General features: G+C 62.0%; 20 protein-coding genes. 12 read left to right on the forward strand and 8 right to left on the reverse strand.

Features of this window, described 5'->3' with window-relative positions; genetic code table 11:
• Positions 1-48: 48 nt before the first annotated feature.
• Positions 49-801: a thioesterase II family protein gene (locus tag ACP7B3_RS06005; RefSeq protein WP_145158823.1), complete on the reverse strand. Its 753-nt coding sequence runs from the start codon at positions 799-801 to the stop codon at positions 49-51.
• A 337-nt stretch (positions 802-1,138) separates the two neighbouring features.
• Here ACP7B3_RS06005 and ACP7B3_RS06010 point away from each other — a divergent pair, with 337 nt between their 5' ends.
• Positions 1,139-1,690, forward strand: coding sequence for an RNA polymerase factor sigma-70 (locus ACP7B3_RS06010; RefSeq protein WP_145158825.1), 552 nt, complete (start codon positions 1,139-1,141; stop codon positions 1,688-1,690).
• Between the two features lie 188 nt (positions 1,691-1,878).
• Here the strand turns inward: ACP7B3_RS06010 and ACP7B3_RS06015 are convergent, their stop codons facing one another.
• Positions 1,879-2,667 (reverse strand): substrate-binding periplasmic protein, encoded by a 789-nt coding sequence (locus tag ACP7B3_RS06015; RefSeq protein ID WP_145158827.1) that lies wholly within the window; start codon positions 2,665-2,667, stop codon positions 1,879-1,881.
• Between the two features lie 93 nt (positions 2,668-2,760).
• The gene (locus ACP7B3_RS06020) at positions 2,761-3,384 is read right to left on the reverse strand and encodes a TetR/AcrR family transcriptional regulator (protein ID WP_145158829.1); all 624 of its coding nucleotides are present in this window, start codon (positions 3,382-3,384) and stop codon (positions 2,761-2,763) included.
• 153 nt (positions 3,385-3,537) lie between these two features.
• Here ACP7B3_RS06020 and ACP7B3_RS06025 point away from each other — a divergent pair, with 153 nt between their 5' ends.
• From ACP7B3_RS06025 to ACP7B3_RS06060, 8 genes are all read left to right on the forward strand, one after another.
• Positions 3,538-5,316, forward strand: a complete 1,779-nt coding sequence (locus tag ACP7B3_RS06025; RefSeq protein WP_426178429.1) for an acyclic terpene utilization AtuA family protein — start codon at positions 3,538-3,540, stop codon at positions 5,314-5,316.
• A gap of 13 nt (positions 5,317-5,329) precedes the next feature.
• The gene (locus ACP7B3_RS06030) at positions 5,330-6,202 is read left to right on the forward strand and encodes an SDR family oxidoreductase (protein ID WP_426178430.1); all 873 of its coding nucleotides are present in this window, start codon (positions 5,330-5,332) and stop codon (positions 6,200-6,202) included.
• A 3-nt stretch (positions 6,203-6,205) separates the two neighbouring features.
• Positions 6,206-7,822 (forward strand): geranyl-CoA carboxylase subunit beta, encoded by a 1,617-nt coding sequence (atuC, locus tag ACP7B3_RS06035; RefSeq protein WP_416362911.1) that lies wholly within the window; start codon positions 6,206-6,208, stop codon positions 7,820-7,822.
• A 15-nt stretch (positions 7,823-7,837) separates the two neighbouring features.
• Positions 7,838-8,995, forward strand: a complete 1,158-nt coding sequence (gene atuD, locus ACP7B3_RS06040; RefSeq protein WP_426178431.1) for a citronellyl-CoA dehydrogenase — start codon at positions 7,838-7,840, stop codon at positions 8,993-8,995.
• The gene (locus ACP7B3_RS06045) at positions 8,992-9,759 is read left to right on the forward strand and encodes an enoyl-CoA hydratase/isomerase family protein (protein ID WP_426178432.1); all 768 of its coding nucleotides are present in this window, start codon (positions 8,992-8,994) and stop codon (positions 9,757-9,759) included. Before atuD ends, ACP7B3_RS06045 begins: the two co-directional genes overlap by 4 nt.
• Positions 9,760-9,867: 108 nt before the next feature.
• Positions 9,868-11,796: an acetyl/propionyl/methylcrotonyl-CoA carboxylase subunit alpha gene (locus ACP7B3_RS06050; RefSeq protein WP_426178433.1), complete on the forward strand. Its 1,929-nt coding sequence runs from the start codon at positions 9,868-9,870 to the stop codon at positions 11,794-11,796.
• Between the two features lie 66 nt (positions 11,797-11,862).
• Positions 11,863-12,405, forward strand: coding sequence for an exonuclease domain-containing protein (locus ACP7B3_RS06055; protein ID WP_426178434.1), 543 nt, complete (start codon positions 11,863-11,865; stop codon positions 12,403-12,405).
• Positions 12,406-12,558: 153 nt separating this feature from the next.
• Positions 12,559-12,840 carry a pyrimidine/purine nucleoside phosphorylase gene (locus tag ACP7B3_RS06060; RefSeq protein ID WP_106576484.1) on the forward strand — a complete coding sequence of 94 codons (282 nt, stop codon included), beginning with the start codon at positions 12,559-12,561 and terminating at the stop codon, positions 12,838-12,840.
• A gap of 64 nt (positions 12,841-12,904) precedes the next feature.
• Here ACP7B3_RS06060 and ACP7B3_RS06065 read toward each other — a convergent pair whose 3' ends face one another.
• Both ACP7B3_RS06065 and ACP7B3_RS06070 read right to left on the reverse strand, forming a co-directional pair.
• Positions 12,905-13,711: an MOSC domain-containing protein gene (locus tag ACP7B3_RS06065; RefSeq protein WP_426178435.1), complete on the reverse strand. Its 807-nt coding sequence runs from the start codon at positions 13,709-13,711 to the stop codon at positions 12,905-12,907.
• A 316-nt stretch (positions 13,712-14,027) separates the two neighbouring features.
• On the reverse strand, positions 14,028-14,963 hold the full coding sequence (locus ACP7B3_RS06070; protein WP_017134971.1) for a chemotaxis protein CheV: 936 nt from the start codon (positions 14,961-14,963) through the stop codon (positions 14,028-14,030).
• Positions 14,964-15,572: 609 nt separating this feature from the next.
• Between ACP7B3_RS06070 and ACP7B3_RS06075 the strand changes: the two genes are divergently transcribed.
• The 3 genes from ACP7B3_RS06075 (at position 15,573) to ACP7B3_RS06085 (ending at position 17,923) form a co-directional block, all read left to right on the forward strand.
• Positions 15,573-16,022, forward strand: coding sequence for a hypothetical protein (locus ACP7B3_RS06075; RefSeq protein ID WP_178119654.1), 450 nt, complete (start codon positions 15,573-15,575; stop codon positions 16,020-16,022).
• A gap of 351 nt (positions 16,023-16,373) precedes the next feature.
• A complete protein-coding gene (locus tag ACP7B3_RS06080) occupies positions 16,374-17,267 on the forward strand; it encodes a sensor histidine kinase (RefSeq protein WP_369301244.1) in 894 nt (297 codons plus the stop codon).
• Positions 17,264-17,923, forward strand: coding sequence for a response regulator (locus ACP7B3_RS06085; RefSeq protein ID WP_369301245.1), 660 nt, complete (start codon positions 17,264-17,266; stop codon positions 17,921-17,923). Before ACP7B3_RS06080 ends, ACP7B3_RS06085 begins: the two co-directional genes overlap by 4 nt.
• On the opposite strand, the gene yegS is transcribed toward ACP7B3_RS06085, so the two are convergent.
• From yegS to ACP7B3_RS06100, 3 genes are all read right to left on the reverse strand, one after another.
• Positions 17,882-18,802 (reverse strand): lipid kinase YegS, encoded by a 921-nt coding sequence (gene yegS / locus ACP7B3_RS06090; protein ID WP_106576480.1) that lies wholly within the window; start codon positions 18,800-18,802, stop codon positions 17,882-17,884. The genes ACP7B3_RS06085 and yegS overlap by 42 nt on opposite strands.
• 366 nt (positions 18,803-19,168) lie before the next feature.
• Entirely contained in the window at positions 19,169-19,561 is a 393-nt protein-coding gene (locus tag ACP7B3_RS06095) for a DUF2802 domain-containing protein (protein ID WP_426178436.1), read from the reverse strand.
• Positions 19,562-20,047 (reverse strand): chemotaxis protein CheW, encoded by a 486-nt coding sequence (locus tag ACP7B3_RS06100; protein WP_106576477.1) that lies wholly within the window; start codon positions 20,045-20,047, stop codon positions 19,562-19,564.
• Between the last annotated feature and the right edge of the window lie 55 nt (positions 20,048-20,102).

Raw genomic sequence — 20,102 nt, forward strand, 5'->3', positions numbered from 1 at the left:
GTTCCTGCCTGAAATCGGCTTACGGGAAAATCGAGAAATAGAGAGCGTTCAGACGGCGGCCAGCTGCCGCGCCGCGTCACTGCGCCAGCGTGCGAGGTGCTCGTCGGCGTAGCGCCGCAGGCAACGCAGCACGGCGCTTTCGTGCTGCACGAGAAAGAAGTGGTGGCCGTCGAACATGTCCAAGGAAAAGCCGCTGGCGGCGTCGGCCTGCCAGTCAAGCAACTGGTCGGCGCGCACGCTGTCTTGCTTGCCGCCAAACACGTGGATCGGCATGCCCAGCGGTTCGCGCTGGCCGTAGGTGAAGCTGCCGCAGAGCAGGAAGTCGGCCCGCAGAATCGGCAGCATCAACTGCATCAATTCGGGGTTGGCCAGGGCCTCTTCGGCGGTGCCCTGCAGTTCGCGCAGGCGGGCGATCAGTTGTTGGTCGGTCTTTTCAATGGCGTAGTCGCTCACATCACGACGCGCCGGGCCGGCGGTGCCAGAGGCAAACAACGCCAGCGGCTCAGGCGCACCGCGCTCGCGCAGGGCGTGGGCCAATTCGAAGGCGAGCAGGCCGCCGAGGCTGTGGCCGAACAGGGCATACGGGCCGTTCAGGTCGCGGCTGATTTCATCCGCCAACTGCGCTGCCAAGGCCTTGATGTCGCGCTGCAACGGCTCATCCATGCGCATGCCGCGCCCCGGCAATTCCAGTGGGCACACTTGCAACCACTCCGGCAGAGCCCGACGCCAACGCGCATAGACCATGGCGCTGGCCCCCGAATAGGGCAGGCAAAACAGGCGCAGTCGCGTGGCGGCACTCATCGGCTGAGCGCTCTCATCAGGCTGAGGGCGCCCGATAGGCTAAAGGCTCCAAACTGAAACACGCTGTATGCACCGTACAAACCCATGTCGTCCTCCTGCGGGCGCTGATCCTTGGCCGTTTGTTAACGGACCTGTCACCCAAGAGAACGGACGGTGCCGGCAAATAATTAGTCTGCGGGCAAGCGCGAGACCTGGTTCACACCTTTCAGGAAGGCATAAGATTAGTTCGTCTTCTCATTTGACAATCATTATCATTAAGCATAATTTGTTGCCCGATGTGTAGGAGGCCTCAGCACGGACGCCCTCCCCTAACCTCTTTTGCGACAAGGTGATTTCCATGACGGAACAAGTATTCACAGGCAGGTGCGACTCACCGCTTCTCCAGGCATTCGTCGACAATCGTTTGATTCTGGTGAAGATCGCGGCACGCATTACCGGCTGCCGCTCGCGCGCCGAAGACGTGGTGCAGGACGCCTACTTCCGACTGCAATCGGCGCCGACGATCACCTCATCGTTCAAGGCCCAACTGAGTTATCTGTTCCAGATCGTGCGCAACCTGGCGATCGATCACTACCGCAAGCAGGCCCTGGAACTCAAATACTCCGGGACCGAAGAGGAAGGCTTGAATGTGGTCATTCACGGCGCTTCACCGGAAACCTCGCACATCAACTTCAACACCCTGGAAAACATCGCCGACGCCCTGACGCAATTGCCCCAACGCACCCGTTACGCGTTCGAGATGTATCGCCTGCACGGCGTGCCGCAAAAGGACATCGCCAAGGAACTCGGCGTCTCGCCGACCCTGGTGAACTTCATGATTCGTGATGCGCTGGTGCATTGCCGCAAGGTGTCGGGCAGCCACAGCGATACGTTTGCGCGGCGAGTCTGAGTGTGGGGAAAGGGCTTGTTGTGGTGGGCAGGGTTGCTGTGGCGAGCGGGCTTGCCCCGCGTCGGGCTGCGCAGCAGCCCTGAAAACAGACACTGCGGTCTGACTGAAAACATGCGGTGGCTTTATTGGGGCCGCTTCGCAGCCCAACGCAGGGCAAGCCTGCTCGCCACAACAGGCCTGATCCGCGCTCAGTGCACCGCTGTCACATCAATGCGATACGGCTCGAAGATCTTCAACAGCTGCCCGTTATCGCGCAGGCGCTTGAGCATCTCGGCAAACGCCGCTCCGGTAATCGGTGCCTTTGGCCGCAGCAACGCGTAGTGGTGGTACACCTGGTCAATCCGCTCCGAGACCAGGAACTGCCCGGCCATGTCCGCGTTGCGCACCATGAAATCACTCAAGTACGAACGCGTGACCAGTGCGATGTCCGCACGCCCGCGCGCCACCATCAGCAAGTTGCTGTCATGGGAATAGGTCAACGTGGCGTTGAAATGCTCGGTCATGTATTTGGGGTCGGGGTTGAAGTTGGCAAAGGCGTAGTGATAACCGCTGAACACGGCCAGACGCTTGCCGTTGAGGTCGGCGAAATAGCGCTGATCGCGACCGGGCTCACGCTGGGCGACGAAAATTTCCGCGTCTTCAAGCCCCATGTCCACGGCAGTGTGGTCAATGTTCTGCCAGCCCCAATCGGGGTTTTCGAAGATCGCCATGTCGACCCGGCCTTGCTCGAAATCGCGAAAACGCCGTGGGATCGACGTCGGCACCAGTACAAATTGGTAATCGGTTTGCGAGGCGTTCAGCGCCTCGACCAGTTGCGGCAGTAAACCGGTGTCGGCGCCCTGCTCGGGGCGTACGGTGTAGGGCGGAAAATGCGCGGCGCCGATCCTCACCAATTGCGCAGCCGAAGCCGGCATCCACCCCGCTGTGCCCAGTGCCCATAAAGTTAGTCCTGCAGCCAGCCGCCATGGCGAAAACATTGAGGCACACACCGTTTAATACTCTGATGGCGATAAGCTAGGCGTTTTTGTCAGGTGAGACAACTTTCCATCGGCAAATTAATGGCTTGCGCCTCAATCGGCCTTCAGCACCATCAGCAGGGCTTCTTCGGCCAATTGCTCCAGGGTCATGCTGCCTTGGGCGCGGAACCACGTGGTGGTCCACGACAACGCGCCGGTGAGGAAACGCCGGGTGATAAATACATCGCCCCTGATGTATCCGGCGGCCTTGGCCTCGCCCAGCACCTGCAACCAGATGTCTTCGTACACATCCCGCAGCGCCAGCACCTGAGCCTGGCCATCGGCCGACAGCGAACGCCATTCGTAGACCAGCACCGCCATGGCTTCGCCGCTGCCGCCCATGATCGACTGCAACTCACAGCGAATCAGCGCCAACACGCGTTCACGCACGCTGTTCGCTTCCTCGAGTGAGGCGCGCATCATCGCGGTGTTGTAGTGGATGGTTTCCTCCATCACCGCGCGCAGGATCTCGTCCTTGCTCTTGAAGTGATGAAAGATGCTGCCGGACTGAATGCCCACCGCGCTGGCCAAGTCACGCACGGTGGTGCGCTCAAAGCCCTTGTTGCGAAACAGGTGAGCTGCGGTTTGCAGCAATTTGCCCCGGGCACTGTCGGGGTCGGTCAATTGGCCGGCATCGACCATGGTGCGCATCACCCTCAGGGCTTTTTGCTCATCCATGCCTCTCTCCTTCACGTGTGCTGACGTCGTGGGCGGCAATTTAGGCCGTGGCCGCCACCCAAGCAAGCGCTTGGGCAAAACTTGTGTACAGAGTTTACAAACCAAGCGCTTGCTTGGTAGTCTCGACGCCAGCCATTCGAGGACGGATTTCTCATGAGCAAGACGGTACGTATCGGCTGCGCCGGCGCCTTCTGGGGTGACACCTGCACCGCCGCCGCCCAGTTGGTACACGGCGGCGCGCTGGATTACCTGGTGTTCGACTATTTGGCGGAAGTCACCCTGTCGATCCTTGCCGGCGCACGAATGAAAGACCCTCAGGCCGGATACGCCACGGATTTCGTCGAAGTGCTCACGCCGCTGCTGGGTGACATCCAGCGCCAGAGCATCCGCGTGATCAGCAATGCCGGCGGCATCAACCCGCAAGCGTGCGCCGCCGCCCTGCAAGCGGCCTGCGACAAGGCGCAAATCCCGCTGAAAATCGCCGTGCTGCTGGGCGATGACCTGCAACCGCAGCTCAAGCACCTGCACGGCGTCAGCGATATGTTCAACGGCGCGCCGCTGCCGCCGATGTGCGTGTCGGCCAACGCCTACCTCGGCGCGCCGGGCATTGCCCAGGCACTTGCGCTGGGCGCCGACATCGTGATCACCGGCCGCGTGGTCGACAGCGCCGTGGTCAGCGCCGCATTGGTGCACGAATTCAACTGGTCATGGCAGGACTATGACCGCCTCGCCCAAGCTGCCCTCGCCGGGCACATCATCGAATGCGGCGCGCAATGCACGGGCGGCAACTTCACCGATTGGCGTGACGTGCCGGACTACGAGCACATTGGTTTTCCCATCGTCGAGGTCAGCGCCGACGGCCAGTTCACCGTCAATAAAGTCGACGGCACGGGCGGGCTGATCAGCGAACTCAGCGTGGCCGAACAGTTGCTGTATGAAATCGGCGACCCGCGCGCCTACCTGCTGCCCGATGTGATCTGCGATTTCAGCCAGGTCAAACTGCAGCAGCAAGGCAAAAACCAAGTGCGCCTGCACGGCGCCAAAGGTTTGCCGCCCACCGATCAGTACAAAGTCAGCGCCACCTACCCGGACGGTTTTCGTTGCACCGCCAGCTGCCTGATCGCCGGGATCGACGCGGTGGCCAAGGCCGAGCGTGTCAGCCAGGCGCTCATCAACAAGACTTCGGAACTGTTCAGCCAGCGCGGCTGGGCGCCTTACACCGAGGTCAACATCGAACTGCTCGGCAGCGAAGCCACCTACGGCGCGCACGCCCAGCGTCAGGATTGCCGCGAAGTGGTGGTCAAGCTGGCAGTGCGGCACCCGAGCAAACAGGCGCTGGTGCTGTTCGCCCGCGAGATCGCCCAGGCAGCCACCGGCATGGCGCCGGGGTTAACCGGAATTGTTGGTGGGCGGCCGACGGTGTACCCATTGATTCGGCTGTTTTCGTTCCTGATCGATAAATCATCCTGCGAGCTGGTGATCGACTTCCAAGGCCAGCGCCACGCCATTGAACTGCCCGCCTCTGCGCCACTGGTCACCCCGGCTGAGCCGATCGACCCGCCCAAGCCCCAGGGCCGCGCCGACGCCAGCGTGCCGCTGGTGAAACTGGCCGTCGCGCGCTCCGGCGACAAGGGCAACCACAGCAATATCGGCGTGATCGCCCGCCATCCCGACTACTTGCCGTGGATCGCCGAAGTGCTGACCCCGCAAGTGATCGTCGACTGGATGAGCCACGTGCTCGACCCCTTCCACGGCCGCGTCGAACGCTGGTACATGCCTGGCAGCCACAGCCTGAATTTCCTGCTGGAAAACGCCTTGGGCGGCGGCGGTATCGCCAGCCTGCGCATCGACCCGCAGGGCAAAGCCTTCGCCCAGCAACTGCTGGAAATCCCCATCGCCGTGCCGCAACACATCGCCGATCAACTCAAATAAAAGGAGCGTTGCCGTGGCCTTCGACTCAATCTTCAAAGCCGACCTGTTCCACGGGCAAACCGTGATCGTCACCGGTGGCGGCAGTGGCATTGGCCGCTGCACCGCGCATGAACTCGCAGCCCTCGGCGCTCAAGTGATTCTGGTGGGGCGCAAACCGGAAAAACTGCAAACGGTGGCAGCGGAAATCGCCGAAGACGGCGGCACGGCGCATTGGCAGGCTTGCGATATTCGCGATGAAGACGCGGTGAAGGCGCTGGTTACGCAGATCCTCCACGCACACGGGCCGATTCACGGGCTGGTGAATAACGCCGGCGGCCAATACCCGTCACCCCTGGCCTCGATCAATCAAAAGGGCTTTGAAACCGTGCTGCGCACCAACTTGGTCGGCGGTTTCCTGATGGCGCGGGAAGTGTTCAATCAATCCATGAGCAAACACGGCGGCGCCATCGTCAACATGCTCGCCGACATGTGGGGCGGCATGCCCGGCATGGGCCACTCGGGCGCAGCCAGGTCGGGCATGGACAACTTCACCAAAACCGCCGCCTTCGAATGGGGCTACGCCGGGGTGCGCGTCAACGCCGTGGCGCCGGGCTGGATTGCCTCCAGCGGCATGGACACCTACGAAGGCGCCTTCAAGGCGGTGATCCCGACCCTGCGCGAGCACGTGCCGCTCAAGCGGATCGGCACCGAATCGGAGGTCAGCGCGGCCATCGTGTTCCTGCTCAGCCCCGCCGCCGCGTTCATCAGCGGCAGCACCTTGCGCATCGACGGCGCCGCCAGCCTGGGCAGCCGCGCCTGGCCGCTGCCCAAGGCGCAACCGCCGAGCGAGCCGTTCAATGGTTTCCACCGTGCCTACCTGCCCGATGTGCTCAAGGCGGAGCAATAAATCATGCCGGTGATTGAAAGCTTGATCGACGCCCATAGCCCGCAGTTCGCGCAAAACCGCGAGGCGATGCTGGCCGCCATCGCGCAGTTGCGCCAGCTGGAGCACGCCCTGCTCAGCAAGGCGCAGGAAGCCAAAGCCAAGTTCGACACGCGCGGCCAACTGCTGCCCCGCGAGCGCCTCAACCTGCTGCTGGACCCCGGCGCGCCGTTCCTGGAACTGGCCAGCCTGGCCGGCTACAAACTCCACGACGACAAAGACGGCAGCGCAGCCGGCGGCGGTTTGATCGCCGGCATCGGCTACGTCAGTGGCGTGCGCATGTTGGTGGTGGCCAACAACAGTGCGATCAAGGGCGGCACTATTTCCCCCACGGGGCTGAAAAAATCCCTGCGCCTGCAACAGATCGCCATGGAAAACAAACTGCCGGTGGTGACGCTTGCCGAAAGCGGCGGTGCCAACCTCAACTACGCCGCCGAGATTTTCGTCGAGGGCGCCCGCAGCTTTGCCAACCAGGCGCGCATGTCGGCCATGGGCCTGCCGCAAATCACCGTGGTGCACGGCTCGGCCACGGCCGGCGGTGCATATCAGCCGGGGCTGTCGGATTACGTGGTGGTGGTGCGCGGCAAGGCCAAGCTGTTTCTCGCCGGACCGCCGCTGCTCAAGGCCGCCACCGGCGAAGTGGCCACCGATGAGGAACTCGGCGGCGCCCAGATGCACGCGCAAACCGCCGGCACCGCCGAATACCTGGCCGAAAACGACGCCGACGGCGTGCGCATCGTGCGCGAAATCGTCAGCCTGTTGCCTTGGGATGAGCGCCTGCCGCGTGCGCCAACACGCAGTTACACAGAACCGCTGTACCCCATCGAAGAGCTGCTGGGGCTGATCCCCGACGACCCGAAAAAACCCTACGACGTGCGCGAAATCCTCGCGCGCCTGGCCGACGGTTCCAACTTCCTCGAATTCAAGGGCGAGTTCGACGCCCACACCGTCTGCGGCCATTTGCACATCCAAGGCCGCGCCGTCGGCGTGATCGGCAATAACGGCCCGATCACGCCCAAAGGCGCGAGCAAGGCCGCGCAATTTATCCAGCTGTGCGACCAGAGCCGCACGCCACTGCTGTTCCTGCACAACACCACCGGTTTCATGGTGGGCACCGAGTCGGAGCAACACGGCGTGATCAAACACGGCGCGAAGATGATCCAGGCAGTGGCCAATGCGCGGGTGCCTAAACTCACGGTGGTGGTCGGCGGCTCCTACGGCGCCGGCAACTACGCCATGTGCGGCCGCGGCCTGGACCCGCGCTTTATCTTCGCCTGGCCCAACAGCCGCACGGCGGTGATGGGTGGTGCGCAGGCGGGCAAGGTGCTGCGCATCGTCACCGAGGCCAAGCAATTGAAGGAGGGTTTGGTGCCCGACCCCAAGGTGCTCGACATGCTCGAACAGGTCACCGCGCAGAAGCTCGACAGCCAGTCCACCGCGCTCTATGGCAGCGCGAATCTGTGGGACGACGGGCTGATCGACCCACGCGATACCCGCACGCTGCTGGGTTACCTGCTGGACATTTGCCATGAGGCCCAGAGGCGGCAGTTGCAGCCCAACAGCTTCGGCGTGGCGCGTTTCTAAAGGAGAACAACAACAATGATTTTTACCCAGGAACATCAGGAACTGCGCCGCACCGTGCGCGCCTTCGTCGATCGCGAGATCAACCCGCATGTGGACGAATGGGAAAAAGCCGGGCGCTTCCCCATTCACGAGATCTTTCGCAAGGCCGGTGACCTCGGCCTGCTGGGCATTTCCAAGCCGGAGTCATTCGGCGGCATGGGCCTGGATTACAGTTACGCCATTGTTGCGGCGGAAGAGTTCGGCACCATCCGCTGCGGCGGCATCCCGATGTCCATCGGCGTGCAGACCGACATGTGCACCCCCGCCCTCGCCCGCTTCGGCAGCGATGAACTGCGCGACGAGTTCCTGCGCCCGGCCATCAGCGGCGAGCAGGTCGGCTGCATCGGTGTCTCGGAAACCGGCGCCGGCTCCGACGTCGCCGGGCTGAAAACCCATGCACGCAAAGACGGCGACGACTACGTGATCAACGGCAGCAAAATGTGGATCACCAACTCGCCCAGCGCCGACTTCATTTGCCTGCTGGCCAACACCTCCGACGACAAGCCGCACATCAACAAGTCGCTGATCATGGTGCCGATGAACACGCCGGGCATCAGCGTCAGCCCACCGCTGGAAAAACTCGGCATGCACAGCTCCGAGACTGCCCAGGTGTTCTTCGACGGTGTGCGCGTGCCGCAGCGCAATCGCATCGGCCACGAAGGGGCGGGCTTCATGATGCAAATGCTGCAGTTCCAGGAAGAACGCCTGTTTGGCGCGGCCAACATGATCAAGGGCCTGGAATACTGCATCGACAGCACCATTGAGTACTGCAAAGAACGCCAGACCTTCGGCAAAGCGCTGATCGACAACCAGGTCATTCACTTTCGCCTGGCCGAACTGGCCACTGAAATCGAATGCCTGCGCGCGCTGGTCTACCAGGCCACCGAGCAGTACATCAAAGGCCAGGACGTGACCCGCCTGGCGTCCATGGCCAAGCTCAAGGCCGGGCGCCTGGGCCGTGAGGTCAGCGACAGCTGCCTGCAATACTGGGGCGGCATGGGTTTTATGTGGGACAACCCGGTGGCCCGCGCCTACCGCGACGTGCGGCTGGTGTCGATTGGCGGCGGCGCCGACGAAATCATGCTGGGCATCATCTGCAAATTGATGGGCACGCTGCCTGGGAAAAAATCATGAATACCTTGCTGCTCGAACCGCATAACGGCGTGCTGCACATCACCCTCAATCGCCCGGCGCATCGCAATGCCATGAGCCTGGAGATGGTCAACGAACTGCGGGCGGTGTTGGCGCAGCTCGACAGCCAGGTGCGCGCGCTGGTGATCAGCGGCGCGGGTGGGCATTTCTGCGCGGGGGCGGATGTGAAAGACATGGTCACCGCCGGCGGCACGGCGCATTTGCAGGCGCTGAACCGCGCGTTTGGCACCTTGCTGCAAGAAGTTGAGGCGGTGCCGCAAGTGGTGATCGTGGTGCTGCAAGGCGCCGTGCTGGGGGGCGGGTTTGGGCTGGCGTGTGTGAGTGACATTGCGATCGCCGATCACCAGGCGCGATTCGGCTTGCCGGAAACCAGCTTAGGCTTGTTGCCAGCGCAGATTGCGCCGTTTGTGGTCAAGCGGATTGGCCTGACCCAGGCGCGCCGGCTGGCGCTGACCGCGGCGCGGTTTGATGGGCTTGAGGCGCAGCGCTTGGGCGTGGTGCATTTTGCCGAGAGCGATGCGCAGGCATTGGCGCAGCGCCTGGATGAGGTGTTGGGACACGTGCTGCAGTGTGCGCCGGGCGCGAATGCGCGGACTAAAGCGCTGTTGCTGGCCAGTGCCGACGAGCCGCTTGAGGCGGTGCTGGATCGCGGAGCGCAGTGGTTTGCCGAGGCGGTGACGGGCGTGGAAGGAATAGAGGGGACGCAGGCTTTTGTGCAGAAGCGCAAGCCAGGTTGGTGCAAATGACGCCATCGCAGGCAAGCCAGCTCCCACCGTTGAAACGCCTTTCAAGGTGGGAGCTGGCTTGCCTGCGATGGGGCCAGAACAAACACCCGATTACCCAGGGATAAACCAATGCCCCCATTCAGCAAAATCCTGATCGCCAACCGCGGCGAAATTGCCTGTCGCATCCAGCGCACCGCCCAGGCCCTGGGCTACCGCACCGTGGCGGTCTACAGCGATGCCGACGCCCAGGCCCTGCACGTGCAGATGGCCGACGAAGCCGTCAACATCGGCCCGGCGCCCGTCCAGCAGTCGTACCTCAACATCGCCGCCATTCTCAACGCAGCCAACATCACGGGCGCCGACGCCATCCACCCCGGCTATGGCTTTCTCTCCGAAAACGCCGACTTCGCCCGCGCCTGCCAACACGCGAACATCACCTTCATCGGCCCAAGCGTTGAGGCCATCGAACTGATGGGCAGCAAGCGCCTGTCCAAACTGGCCATGCTCGAGGCTGGCGTGCCGTGCATACCCGGTTACCAAGGCAACCGCCAAGACGACGCCAGCCTGCAAGAGCAAGCCAAGTGCATTGGCTACCCCCTGATGATCAAGGCCAGCGCCGGCGGCGGCGGGCGCGGCATGCGCCTGGTGCACGACGCCAGCCAACTGCTCGACGCACTGCGCACCGCCCGCTCGGAAGCGATGAACGCCTTCGGCAGCGACGAACTGATCCTTGAGCGCGCGCTGATCGACCCGCGCCATGTCGAAATTCAACTGTTCGGCGACAGCCACGGCCAGCTCATCTACCTGGGCGAACGCGATTGCTCGATCCAGCGCCGCCACCAGAAAGTCATCGAGGAAGCCCCCTGCCCTGTGATGACCCCGCAACTGCGCCACGCCATGGGCGAAGCTGCCCTGAAGGCCGGGCGGGCGGTCAGTTACGTGGGCGCCGGCACCGTGGAATTCCTGCTCGACCGCGACGGCCAATTCTATTTCCTGGAAATGAACACGCGCCTGCAAGTGGAGCACCCCGTTACCGAGCTGATCACCGGCCTCGACCTGGTGGCCTGGCAACTGCAAATTGCCGCCGGTGAACCGCTGCCACTCACACAGGCCGACGTGACCCTGAGCGGCCACGCCCTGGAAGTGCGCCTGTACGCCGAAGACCCGGCCCAGGGCTTTGTGCCGCAAACCGGTGACGTGCTGCGCTGGGAGCCTGCCGTCGGCGTGCGGACCGACCACGGCGTACTCGAAGGCCAGCGCATCAGCCCGTTCTACGACGCCATGCTCGGCAAGATCATCGCGCACGGCGCCACCCGTGAAGAAGCCCGGCGCAAACTGCTGCGAGCAGTCCAAGACACGGTATTGCTGGGCGTAACGACCAACCAGCGATTGCTCGCCGATCTGCTTGAACACCCGGACTTTATCGCCGGCGATTTCAGCACCGGATTCATCGCCGCGCACTTCAGTGACATTCCCCGCCAGGCAGCCACGAATGAACAGATCGCCCTGGCCGCCGCGCTGTTTTATCAACACAGCGCCGGTACCCACTCCCCAGGTTTAACGGGCTGGCGCAACAACGCCAGCGTGCCTTGGACTTATCGGCTGGATATTAACGACGCACCCCACGCGGTCGCCGTGAGCGTTTTGCACGCCAACCACCTGCAGGCCAACGGCATCGACATTCGCAACCTCAGTACCGACGGCCGTCGGGCCACGCTGGAGATCAACGGCGTGCGCCGCCGCGTCGCCTATCACCTCGACGATACCCAGCTCTGGCTGCCCGGCGTGCGGGTGATCAACCGTACCCAGCAGGTCGCCAGCCGCCAGGCCGATGCCGGCAGCGGCACCGTCAAGGCGCCGATGGACGGTGCCATTGTCGATATTCGGGTCAGCGCCGGTCAGCGTGTCAGCCAGGGCCAGCTGCTGCTGGTGCTCGAAGCGATGAAGATGGAGCATCCGCTGACGGCCGGCATCGACGGCGTGATCAAAAGCGTACAGGTGATTGCGGGCGCTCAGGTGCGCAATCGCCAGGTTTTACTGGAGATCGAAAAGCCCTAGGCGGAACTACAAGGCCCGGCTACGCTCTATCCCCATCAGGAAGGGACGAGTACGGGAACCTGCGCGATGCCTCATTGGCTGATTATTGACCTTGAAGCCACAACGGATGAAGGCGGCTGGCCCGTGACGGAGATGGAAGTCATCGAGATCGGCGCGAGCCTGGTGAACCGCCAAGGCCGTGAACTGAATCACTTCCAGCGCTTTGTGCGGCCGCTGCGTCGGCCGTTGCTGACGCCGTTCTGCCGACAGCTCACCCACATCACCCAGGCCAACATCGACGCCGCTGCGCCGATGACCGACGTGTGGCCACTCTTCGAACGCTGGCTGGGCCAACATCACACGCGCCTGGAAGGCTGGGCCAGCTGGGGCGACTACGATCGCAAGCAGCTTGAACTCGAATGGCAACGCCATGGCCTGGCCAGCGCGCTCGCACAAACGCCGCATGTGAACCTCAAGCAGCGCTTTGCCAAGGCCCGGCGCCTGGATAAGCCGCTGGGTCTCAACGGCGCGCTGCAATTGGCGGGGATGCAGTTTCAGGGTCAGCAACACCGGGCGCTGGAAGATGCGCGCAACACCGCGCGCCTGCTGCCATTGATTTTGCCGGTCTAGGCAGCGCGCAAAGGCTTGGGCATACTGGCCGGCCTTTTCCAATATCCTGCTGTTCTGTAGGAGCCGGCGTGCCGGTGATGGCGTGCGCCTGAGCGAAGCCAGGCACGTCCATACGGAGCAGCAAGCCTTAATCCACTTTTCGAGGATTCACCCATGTTTAAAGTCAACGAATACTTCGACGGCACCGTCAAGTCGATCGCTTTCGGCACCGCAGAAGGTCCGGCGACCATCGGCGTAATGGCCCCGGGTGAATACGAATTCGGCACCGCCCAGCGTGAAATCATGCACGTGGTGTCCGGCGCCCTGACCGTGAAACTGCCAGACGCAGACTGGGAAACCTTCGCCGCCGGCAGCCAGTTCAACGTACCGGCCAACAGCAAGTTCCAGCTGAAGGTCGCGGTAGACACTGCTTACCTGTGCGAATACCGCGGCTAAGGGTTGCACCGGTCAAAAAAATGCCCGTCTCGCAGGAGACGGGCATTTTTTATGCGCGAATGTGTTACTCGATGACGGTCACCGGCATGCCCACTTCCAGACGGCCGAGGTCATCGTTGACCAGGTTCTGGCCGAACAGGGCGCCGTGTTCCGTCTTGCGATAGGCATCGAGCGTGGCGAAGGGTTCGCGATCGGCGCTGCGTTCGCCGGTCGCGGGGTCGATCGTGGTGAGGATGCAACGTGCGCAGGGCTTGACCACTCGGAACTCAACGTCGCCGATACGTAGGCGCTTCCAGCCGTCTTCGGCGTACGCTTGACTGCCTTCGATCACCAGATTGGGACGAAAACGCAGCATTTCCATGGGCCGGCCGACCTGCCGGGAAAGGTCGTCCACGGACGCCTGACCGATCAACAACAGCGGGTAGCCGTCGGCAAACGCCACCTGGTCGTTATCTTTGCCGAAACCGGCCTCGGTGCTGCGTGCACGGGCCAGTGGCATCTGCACCAGCCGCGTGGCTTTGCCGATAAAGTCACTGACCCAGGCCGCCGCCGCATCGCCGGCATCCGGCACACGCAGGGTATCGCGCCAGATCGTCACCCCGCGCAGTTCGGCGTCGCTGCCGGGCAAGGCCACCTCCAGCGGCGCCATGCCTGGCGTGCTCAAGGTCAAGCCGCCGGCGCTGTTCCACAACGCCGACAACTGGCTCATCTTCGCCACCGCCCGCTGCGTCAGAAATCGCCCGCTGGCTGCGTCCACCAACATCCAGCGTCGATCCCCGTCCAGCCCAAGTTGATCCAGACCGACCTGCTGCAAGGCTTCGGCCTTGCCGGACTTCAAGGGATAACGGTACAACGCGCTGAGACGAAGCATGAGCCTGCGTTCCTGAGGGGACAAAGCGCCACCCTATAGCAGGCAGCCCCCGGAATCAAAGGACGACGCCCCCACAGCCAACAAGCAGGTGCAACGCGCAGACTCAGCGTGCCACCCAGACTTACCCTGGCGCGCGGCCTTCTGTGGCGAGCGGGCTTGCCCCGCGTTGGGCTGCGAAGCAGCCCCACAACCAGACGCCGCAGTTCTACTGAGACACCGCAGCGTCCTCATGGGGCCGCTGCGCAGCCCAACGCAGGGCAAGCCTGCTCGCCACAAAGAGCCAACTCGCCCAACTACAGCTTCCCCTTAAAGACAATCAGGCCGGCACTTCATCCAGCATCAGGCGTTGGCGCACCACATCCACCAGCTTGTCGGGCTGGAATTTGGACAGGAAGTTATCGCAACCGACCTTTTTCACCATCGAGTCGTTGAAGCTGCCCGACAGCGAGGTGTGCAGCACCACGTAAAGCCCACGCAGGCGCGGGTCGTTGCGGATTTCAGTGGTCAGGCGGTAGCCGTCCATCTCCGGCATTTCGGCGTCGGTAAAGATCATCAGCAGTTTGTCGGTCATCACCTGGCCGCTGTCGGCCCAGGCCTTGAGCATGTTCAGCGCCTTGAGGCCATCACTGGCGATGTGCATTTTCACCCCAAGCTGGCCAAGGGTGTCGCGCAATTGCGACAGGGCCACATTGGAGTCGTCCACCAGCAGCACTTCGCGGCCACGGGCGCGCTCCAGCACCGGGTCTTCGAGTTTCTCGCGGGAGACCTTGGCGTTGTACGGCACGATTTCGGCGAGGACTTTTTCCACGTCGATGATTTCCACCAACTGGTCATCGACCTTGCTGATGGCGGTGAGGTAGTGCTGGCGACCGGCGCTGGCCGGTGGCGGCAGGATGGCTTCCCAGTTCATGTTGACGATGCGGTCCACACCGCCCACCAGGAACGCCTGCACCGAGCGGTTGTACTCGGTGACGATAATCGTGCTGTTGGGCCCCGGCACCAGCGGACGCATGCCAATCGCCTGCGACAGGTCGATCACCGGCAGGGTCTGGCCGCGCAGGTTGACCACGCCACACACAAACGGATGACGCTGGGGCATCAGGGTCAGCTTGGGCAACTGCAGGACTTCCTGCACCTTGAACACGTTGATCGCGAACAGCTGCCGCCCGGCCAGGCGAAACATGAGAATCTCCAGGCGATTCTCACCCACCAGTTGCGTGCGTTGATCTACCGTGTCGAGAATGCCGGCCATTAAAAGCTCCTGATGTGGTGTGTGTGTGCGGCTGGTTCAAGCAGGTCGGGTATCGCGACCCTGCCGACCAACGCGCCGTCTTTGAATTCTTCGCGAGCATGCTTGCGTCTATGCTCGTTATCGGCGGCGATCGCCAGAGCTTGACCCCGGTAAAATGCCACGTAAATTCATTGATGTCACACTGACATCATGGTTTACTGCAACGGCCTCTTCAAATGGCACTGCAGCAACGTCGCGCGACCTTCAAATCGACGTGAGGTTCCGCTGCGTAAGGGAATCCCCTATACACAATCAGGCCCAACCTGATATTCGCGATATCTAATAGCCATTAATGTGACGCCATTCTCATTGCATGAATGGAGTCAGGCTTTTGTTTGCCATCCCAAGCCCTCGGCCCACGGGTCTTTCAGAGATTGCCGTGGCGGCATCCAAAGTTGTGCAAGCGACCCGAATGACCAGGGCCACTCACGGCTACCGTGATCATTCTAATAACGGTCCTACTCGAATTTCGGAAGCGGGCTACAGATTTCAGTCATATTTCAGCGGTAGGTTTACGCCATTCACCCGGTGCGGCATCTCATCACCCGAGCTTATGTTGCGGAGACATGCATGATGAATAACGCAAACGAATGGCAAACTGCACTTCCCGAATTCCTGCTTGAGGCCGAGATGCTCCTGGCCAAGTCGCAAGAGTGCTTGAACCACTTGCACCTGATTCGCAACGACAGCGATGCCATCGACTGCATGAAAATCAGTTTGAGCAAGCTGGCTGAAAAGGCCGAAGGCCTGGCCCTGCAGGCGATCAGCGAATTCTCTCGGCATATTCAAAACCTGATTGCCAATGCCGCCTGCCCCATGGAACTGCATGACCAGGCGCTGAAGGCCTTGCATGACTGCCTGACATTACTGGCCTGGCAACTGGAGTTGATCGACACCCGCACCGGCGAACTGGCCCTGGATGAAAGCGAGCAAACTAAATTGATTGCGACAGTCACCTTGCAGATCCCGCAAAAAAACTTCGGTTATAAACCGCAGCAACGCTTACATCACACCTCATGAAGGGGTGAGAGGTCGTATTTAATCAGTGAGTTATCTAATAACGACAGCAACATATCAATTAGCCATCAGCGCTATAACTCTGCACACCCACTTCATTAATACAACGGCCTGCTGTTTCAACTCCGGGACCCTCTAACGCGCAGACTAGGGCCCTGAGTATTTATGCGTGGTTGTTAACCCCTCAGGCGAGTCGCCAGGCGACCAACGGTAATAGTGGTGGTACTATGCCCCGCTCGAAGTGAATCAACTTCATGATGTATAAAAGATGTTTCGGCACCGCATATCAAACAAAGCCCCGTCAGCCGCCGTGACCGGTCTTCCCGCAGCGAACCTTCATTGGCTCCATCCGCTATGTACGCCAGCTTAAAGTCACTCATCGCAAGATCCGTGTCCCGCAGCAATGCCCGCCGCATCGTTCTCGCCCTGTGCCTTTGCTCATTGCTGGTCAGCCTGTGGGCCTATACCCGTTCCGCGCCGTTGCCGTTATTGATCCCTTTGCTCAACCTGGCCACGTTGCTGGTGGTGGGCGTGCAACAGTGGCGCTCGCGCAAATCGATAAAATTCCAGCCGCAGGAATTGGCCGATCGCTTGCTGCAAGTACAGGAAAACGAACGGCATCGCCTCAGCCGCGAATTGCATGACGACATCGGCCAGTTGCTCACTGCCGCCAAGCTGCAAAGCGAATGGCTCAAGCGCCGCTTGCCGCCAGACCTGCAAAGCCAGTGCACGGTGCTGTGCAACACCTTGAATGAAACCCTGGCCAAAGTGCGCGACGTCTCGGCCATTCTCAACCCCAGGCAGCTGGCCAGCCTGGGCTTGGAAGCCAGCCTGCGCGCGCACCTGCTCAAGACCCTGGAAAACACCCCGGTGCACTGGAGCCTGGAATGCCAGCAACGGCTGACCGGTATTCCCGAAGAGATGGCCGTGGCGGCCTTTCGGATCACCCAGGAAGCGGTGACCAACATGCTTCGCCATGCCCAGGCGCACAACTTGCTGGTGCGCCTGCAACGCCTGCCCGAAGGCCTGTCGCTGATGATCTGCGATGACGGCCAGGGCTTCTCGCCTGCCATCAACCCCGGCCTGGAAGGCCAACGGGGCATGGCCGGCATGTCCGAGCGGATAGATCAGTTAGGGGGCACTTTGTCCGTCAACAGCCAGCCTGGCAAAGGGACCCGGATCGACGCACTTTTCCCCTGGGCGCCGCGCGCCCTCGAACGGGCCAGTTCCCCTAAGGTTCTCGAGTGACCTGCAATTTACTTCTGGTGGATGACCACGCACTGATTCGGGCCGGCGTACGCGCGCTGATTCAGGATATTCCCGGCTACACCGTGATCGGTGAAGCCAATGATGGTGCGCAGTTACTGGAAAAATTCAGCGCACTGCAGCCGGATATCGTGCTGCTGGACTTGTCGATGAAGCACGTCGGTGGCCTGGACGCATTGCAGCAACTCAAGGCGGCCTACCCCAAAAGCAAAGTGCTGATCCTGTCGATGCACACCGACCCGGAGCTGATCATGCGGGCGCTGGAGTCCGGCGCCCATGGCTACCTGCTCAAGGACACCACCGCCAACGAGCTGGAACACGCCCTGCTCGCCTTGAGCAACAACGAACGCTACCTGAGCCCGGCGATTGCCCACACCGTGATCAATCAGGCGCTGATCCGCAGCCAGGGTCCCACTTCCCCCGTCGCCCACAGCCACAACCTCACGGCGCGTCAGCTGGAAATCCTGCGCCTGATCGTGCGCGGCAAATCCACCCGGGAGATCGCCCACGGCCTGGGCCTGAGCATCAAGACCGTGGAGGCGCATCGCTCGCAAATCATGAAGCGCCTGCAGATATTCGACGTGGCGGGCCTGGTGCTATTCGCCGTTCGCGAGCAGATCATCAGCCTGGACGATTAGCGGCGAATTCAGCGGCAGGTGCACACGCAAGGCCTTGGGCAGTGCAGAGAACCGCAGGTCATCGCCTTTTAACGGTTCACCGTCCAAGTTGATGTACAGCCCTTCGGCCACCTTGATCTCGACCCACGGCAGGCGCGCGCGCACAAACATGTTGTCCAGGCCCCAGCCGTCGCTCATCAGGGTCATCAGCGTGCCAACCACCTCCTGAGGCGCCGGCAGAATGCTGATATCCAGCAAGCCGTCGTCGGCCAACGCGCCAGGGCACAGCACATGCCCGCCGCCCGCCTGGCGACCGTTGCCGATCCCCAGCGCGAGCAGGTCGCCCTTCCAATGGAAGCCCGGCCCTTCCAGCTCGCCATAGGCGGCCTTCAGTTCACTGAAACGCGTCAACCCGGTGAACAGGTAGGCCGCGCCGCCGAGGACTTTTTTCAGGTCTTCGGAGGTGTTGGCCGTGACCTGGCTGCCAAACCCGCCGGTGGCCATATTGAGGAACATTTGCCCGCCGGCCTGGCCGAGGTCGATGGCCCTGGGCGGTACGTCCAGCAGCGCCAGCGCGTGCGCAGGCTGCAGCGGCACGCCAGCGGCGCGGGCAAAATCATTGGCGGTGCCCAACGGCATCAGCACCAGGCTGGCGTCGGTCTTGGCCAGCGCCATGGCTTCGGCCACATCACGCAAAGTGCCGTCGCCGCCGCCGGCGATCAGGTGGGTATAGCCGTCGGCCAGGGCCTCATTGACGATGCGCTGGGCGTCGCCGCCCTCCCAAGTGACCCGCACCGCCAGCTCCCAACCCTGCTCACGACGGGCCTGCACGGCGGCGCGCACGTCCTCGTTGAGGGCTTGCTTGCCGTGCAGGATCAACAGTGCCTTGGGGGTGGTCATGCGGGGATTCTCCTGGGTTCAAAGGTGCTTGAAGGATGTGGACATTGGCCGGAGAGAAAAAAGCCATCGGGGACGCAAATTTATTGGCCGCCTGGAAGTTATCCATCGCCTTGCACATCGATACCTTGCCGTTGGGCACAGGATCTACGCCATCCCATCGCTTGCCGTCGGCAGACAGCTCATGCAGCTGGATTGAACAGTCGGCGTAAATGCTCGCCTGCACCCTGTAATCCGTCACAGGCCGAGGCGCAAATGTCAGGCGGCACCTATCGAGTGCGCCTGGTGTACCGAGGTGTCCGCATCGCAGGCAAGCCAGCTCCCACAGGAAAGCCAGCCCGCAACGTCGGACAGGTGCAGCAACCTACGTCAGCTTTTGTGCAACTTACTCATCAATTGCGCTTCAGCCTGGGTCAAGCCACACGACTGCGTCAGCTCATCCACGGTCGCGCCCATGCCCACCAGCTTCGCCGCCTGGGCGAACGACAGGCTCGAAGGGTCGCGTTGTTCGATCTGCGCCAGCTTGTCCGGCAGCGGCCCGAGAATCGCGCGCAGTTCATGCACCTCGTCCCCGACCTTTACCGCAGTCTGCTGGAAGTGATCCACGCGCCTGACCAGGTCAAGAATGCGCCGGTCACGCACGGCATCGCGCTCGGCCTGTTGCTGGGCCAATTCGCGTTGCTGGCGCATATAGCGCAGCAGGAACGCCACGGTCCCGGCCCACAACAGGGCCAGGACAATCACCGCCGCTTCAAAAAACAATCAGATGTTCTCCAGGTCCTGCCATTCTTCTTCGCTCATCATCTTGTCCAGCTCAACCAGAATCAGCAGTTCGCCGTTCTTGTTGCACACGCCCTGGATGAACTTGGCCGATTCTTCGTTGCCCACGTTCGGCGCGGTTTCCACTTCCGATTGGCGCAGGTAAACCACTTCGGCCACGCTGTCGACCATGATCCCGACCACCTGCTTGTCGGCTTCGATGATGACGATACGCGTGTTGTCGTTAACCTCGGTCGGCACCAGGCCAAAACGCTGGCGGGTATCGATCACGGTCACCACGTTGCCGCGCAGGTTGATGATGCCCAGCACGTAGCTCGGCGCACCCGGTACCGGCGCGATCTCGGTGTAGCGCAACACTTCCTGCACGCGCATCACGTTGATGCCGTAGGACTCGTTGTCCAGTTTGAAGGTTACCCATTGCAGGATTGGATCATCGACCAAACCTTGTGCGGATGCTGACTTGTTCATTCCTCGGACCCCTTCAAATACCGTTTTCACGGCGTATGTACTTCGCTGACCGCAC

It is taken from the genome of Pseudomonas sp. TWRC1-2 (assembly GCF_049896685.1).
Classification (GTDB): Bacteria; Pseudomonadota; Gammaproteobacteria; order Pseudomonadales; family Pseudomonadaceae; genus Aquipseudomonas.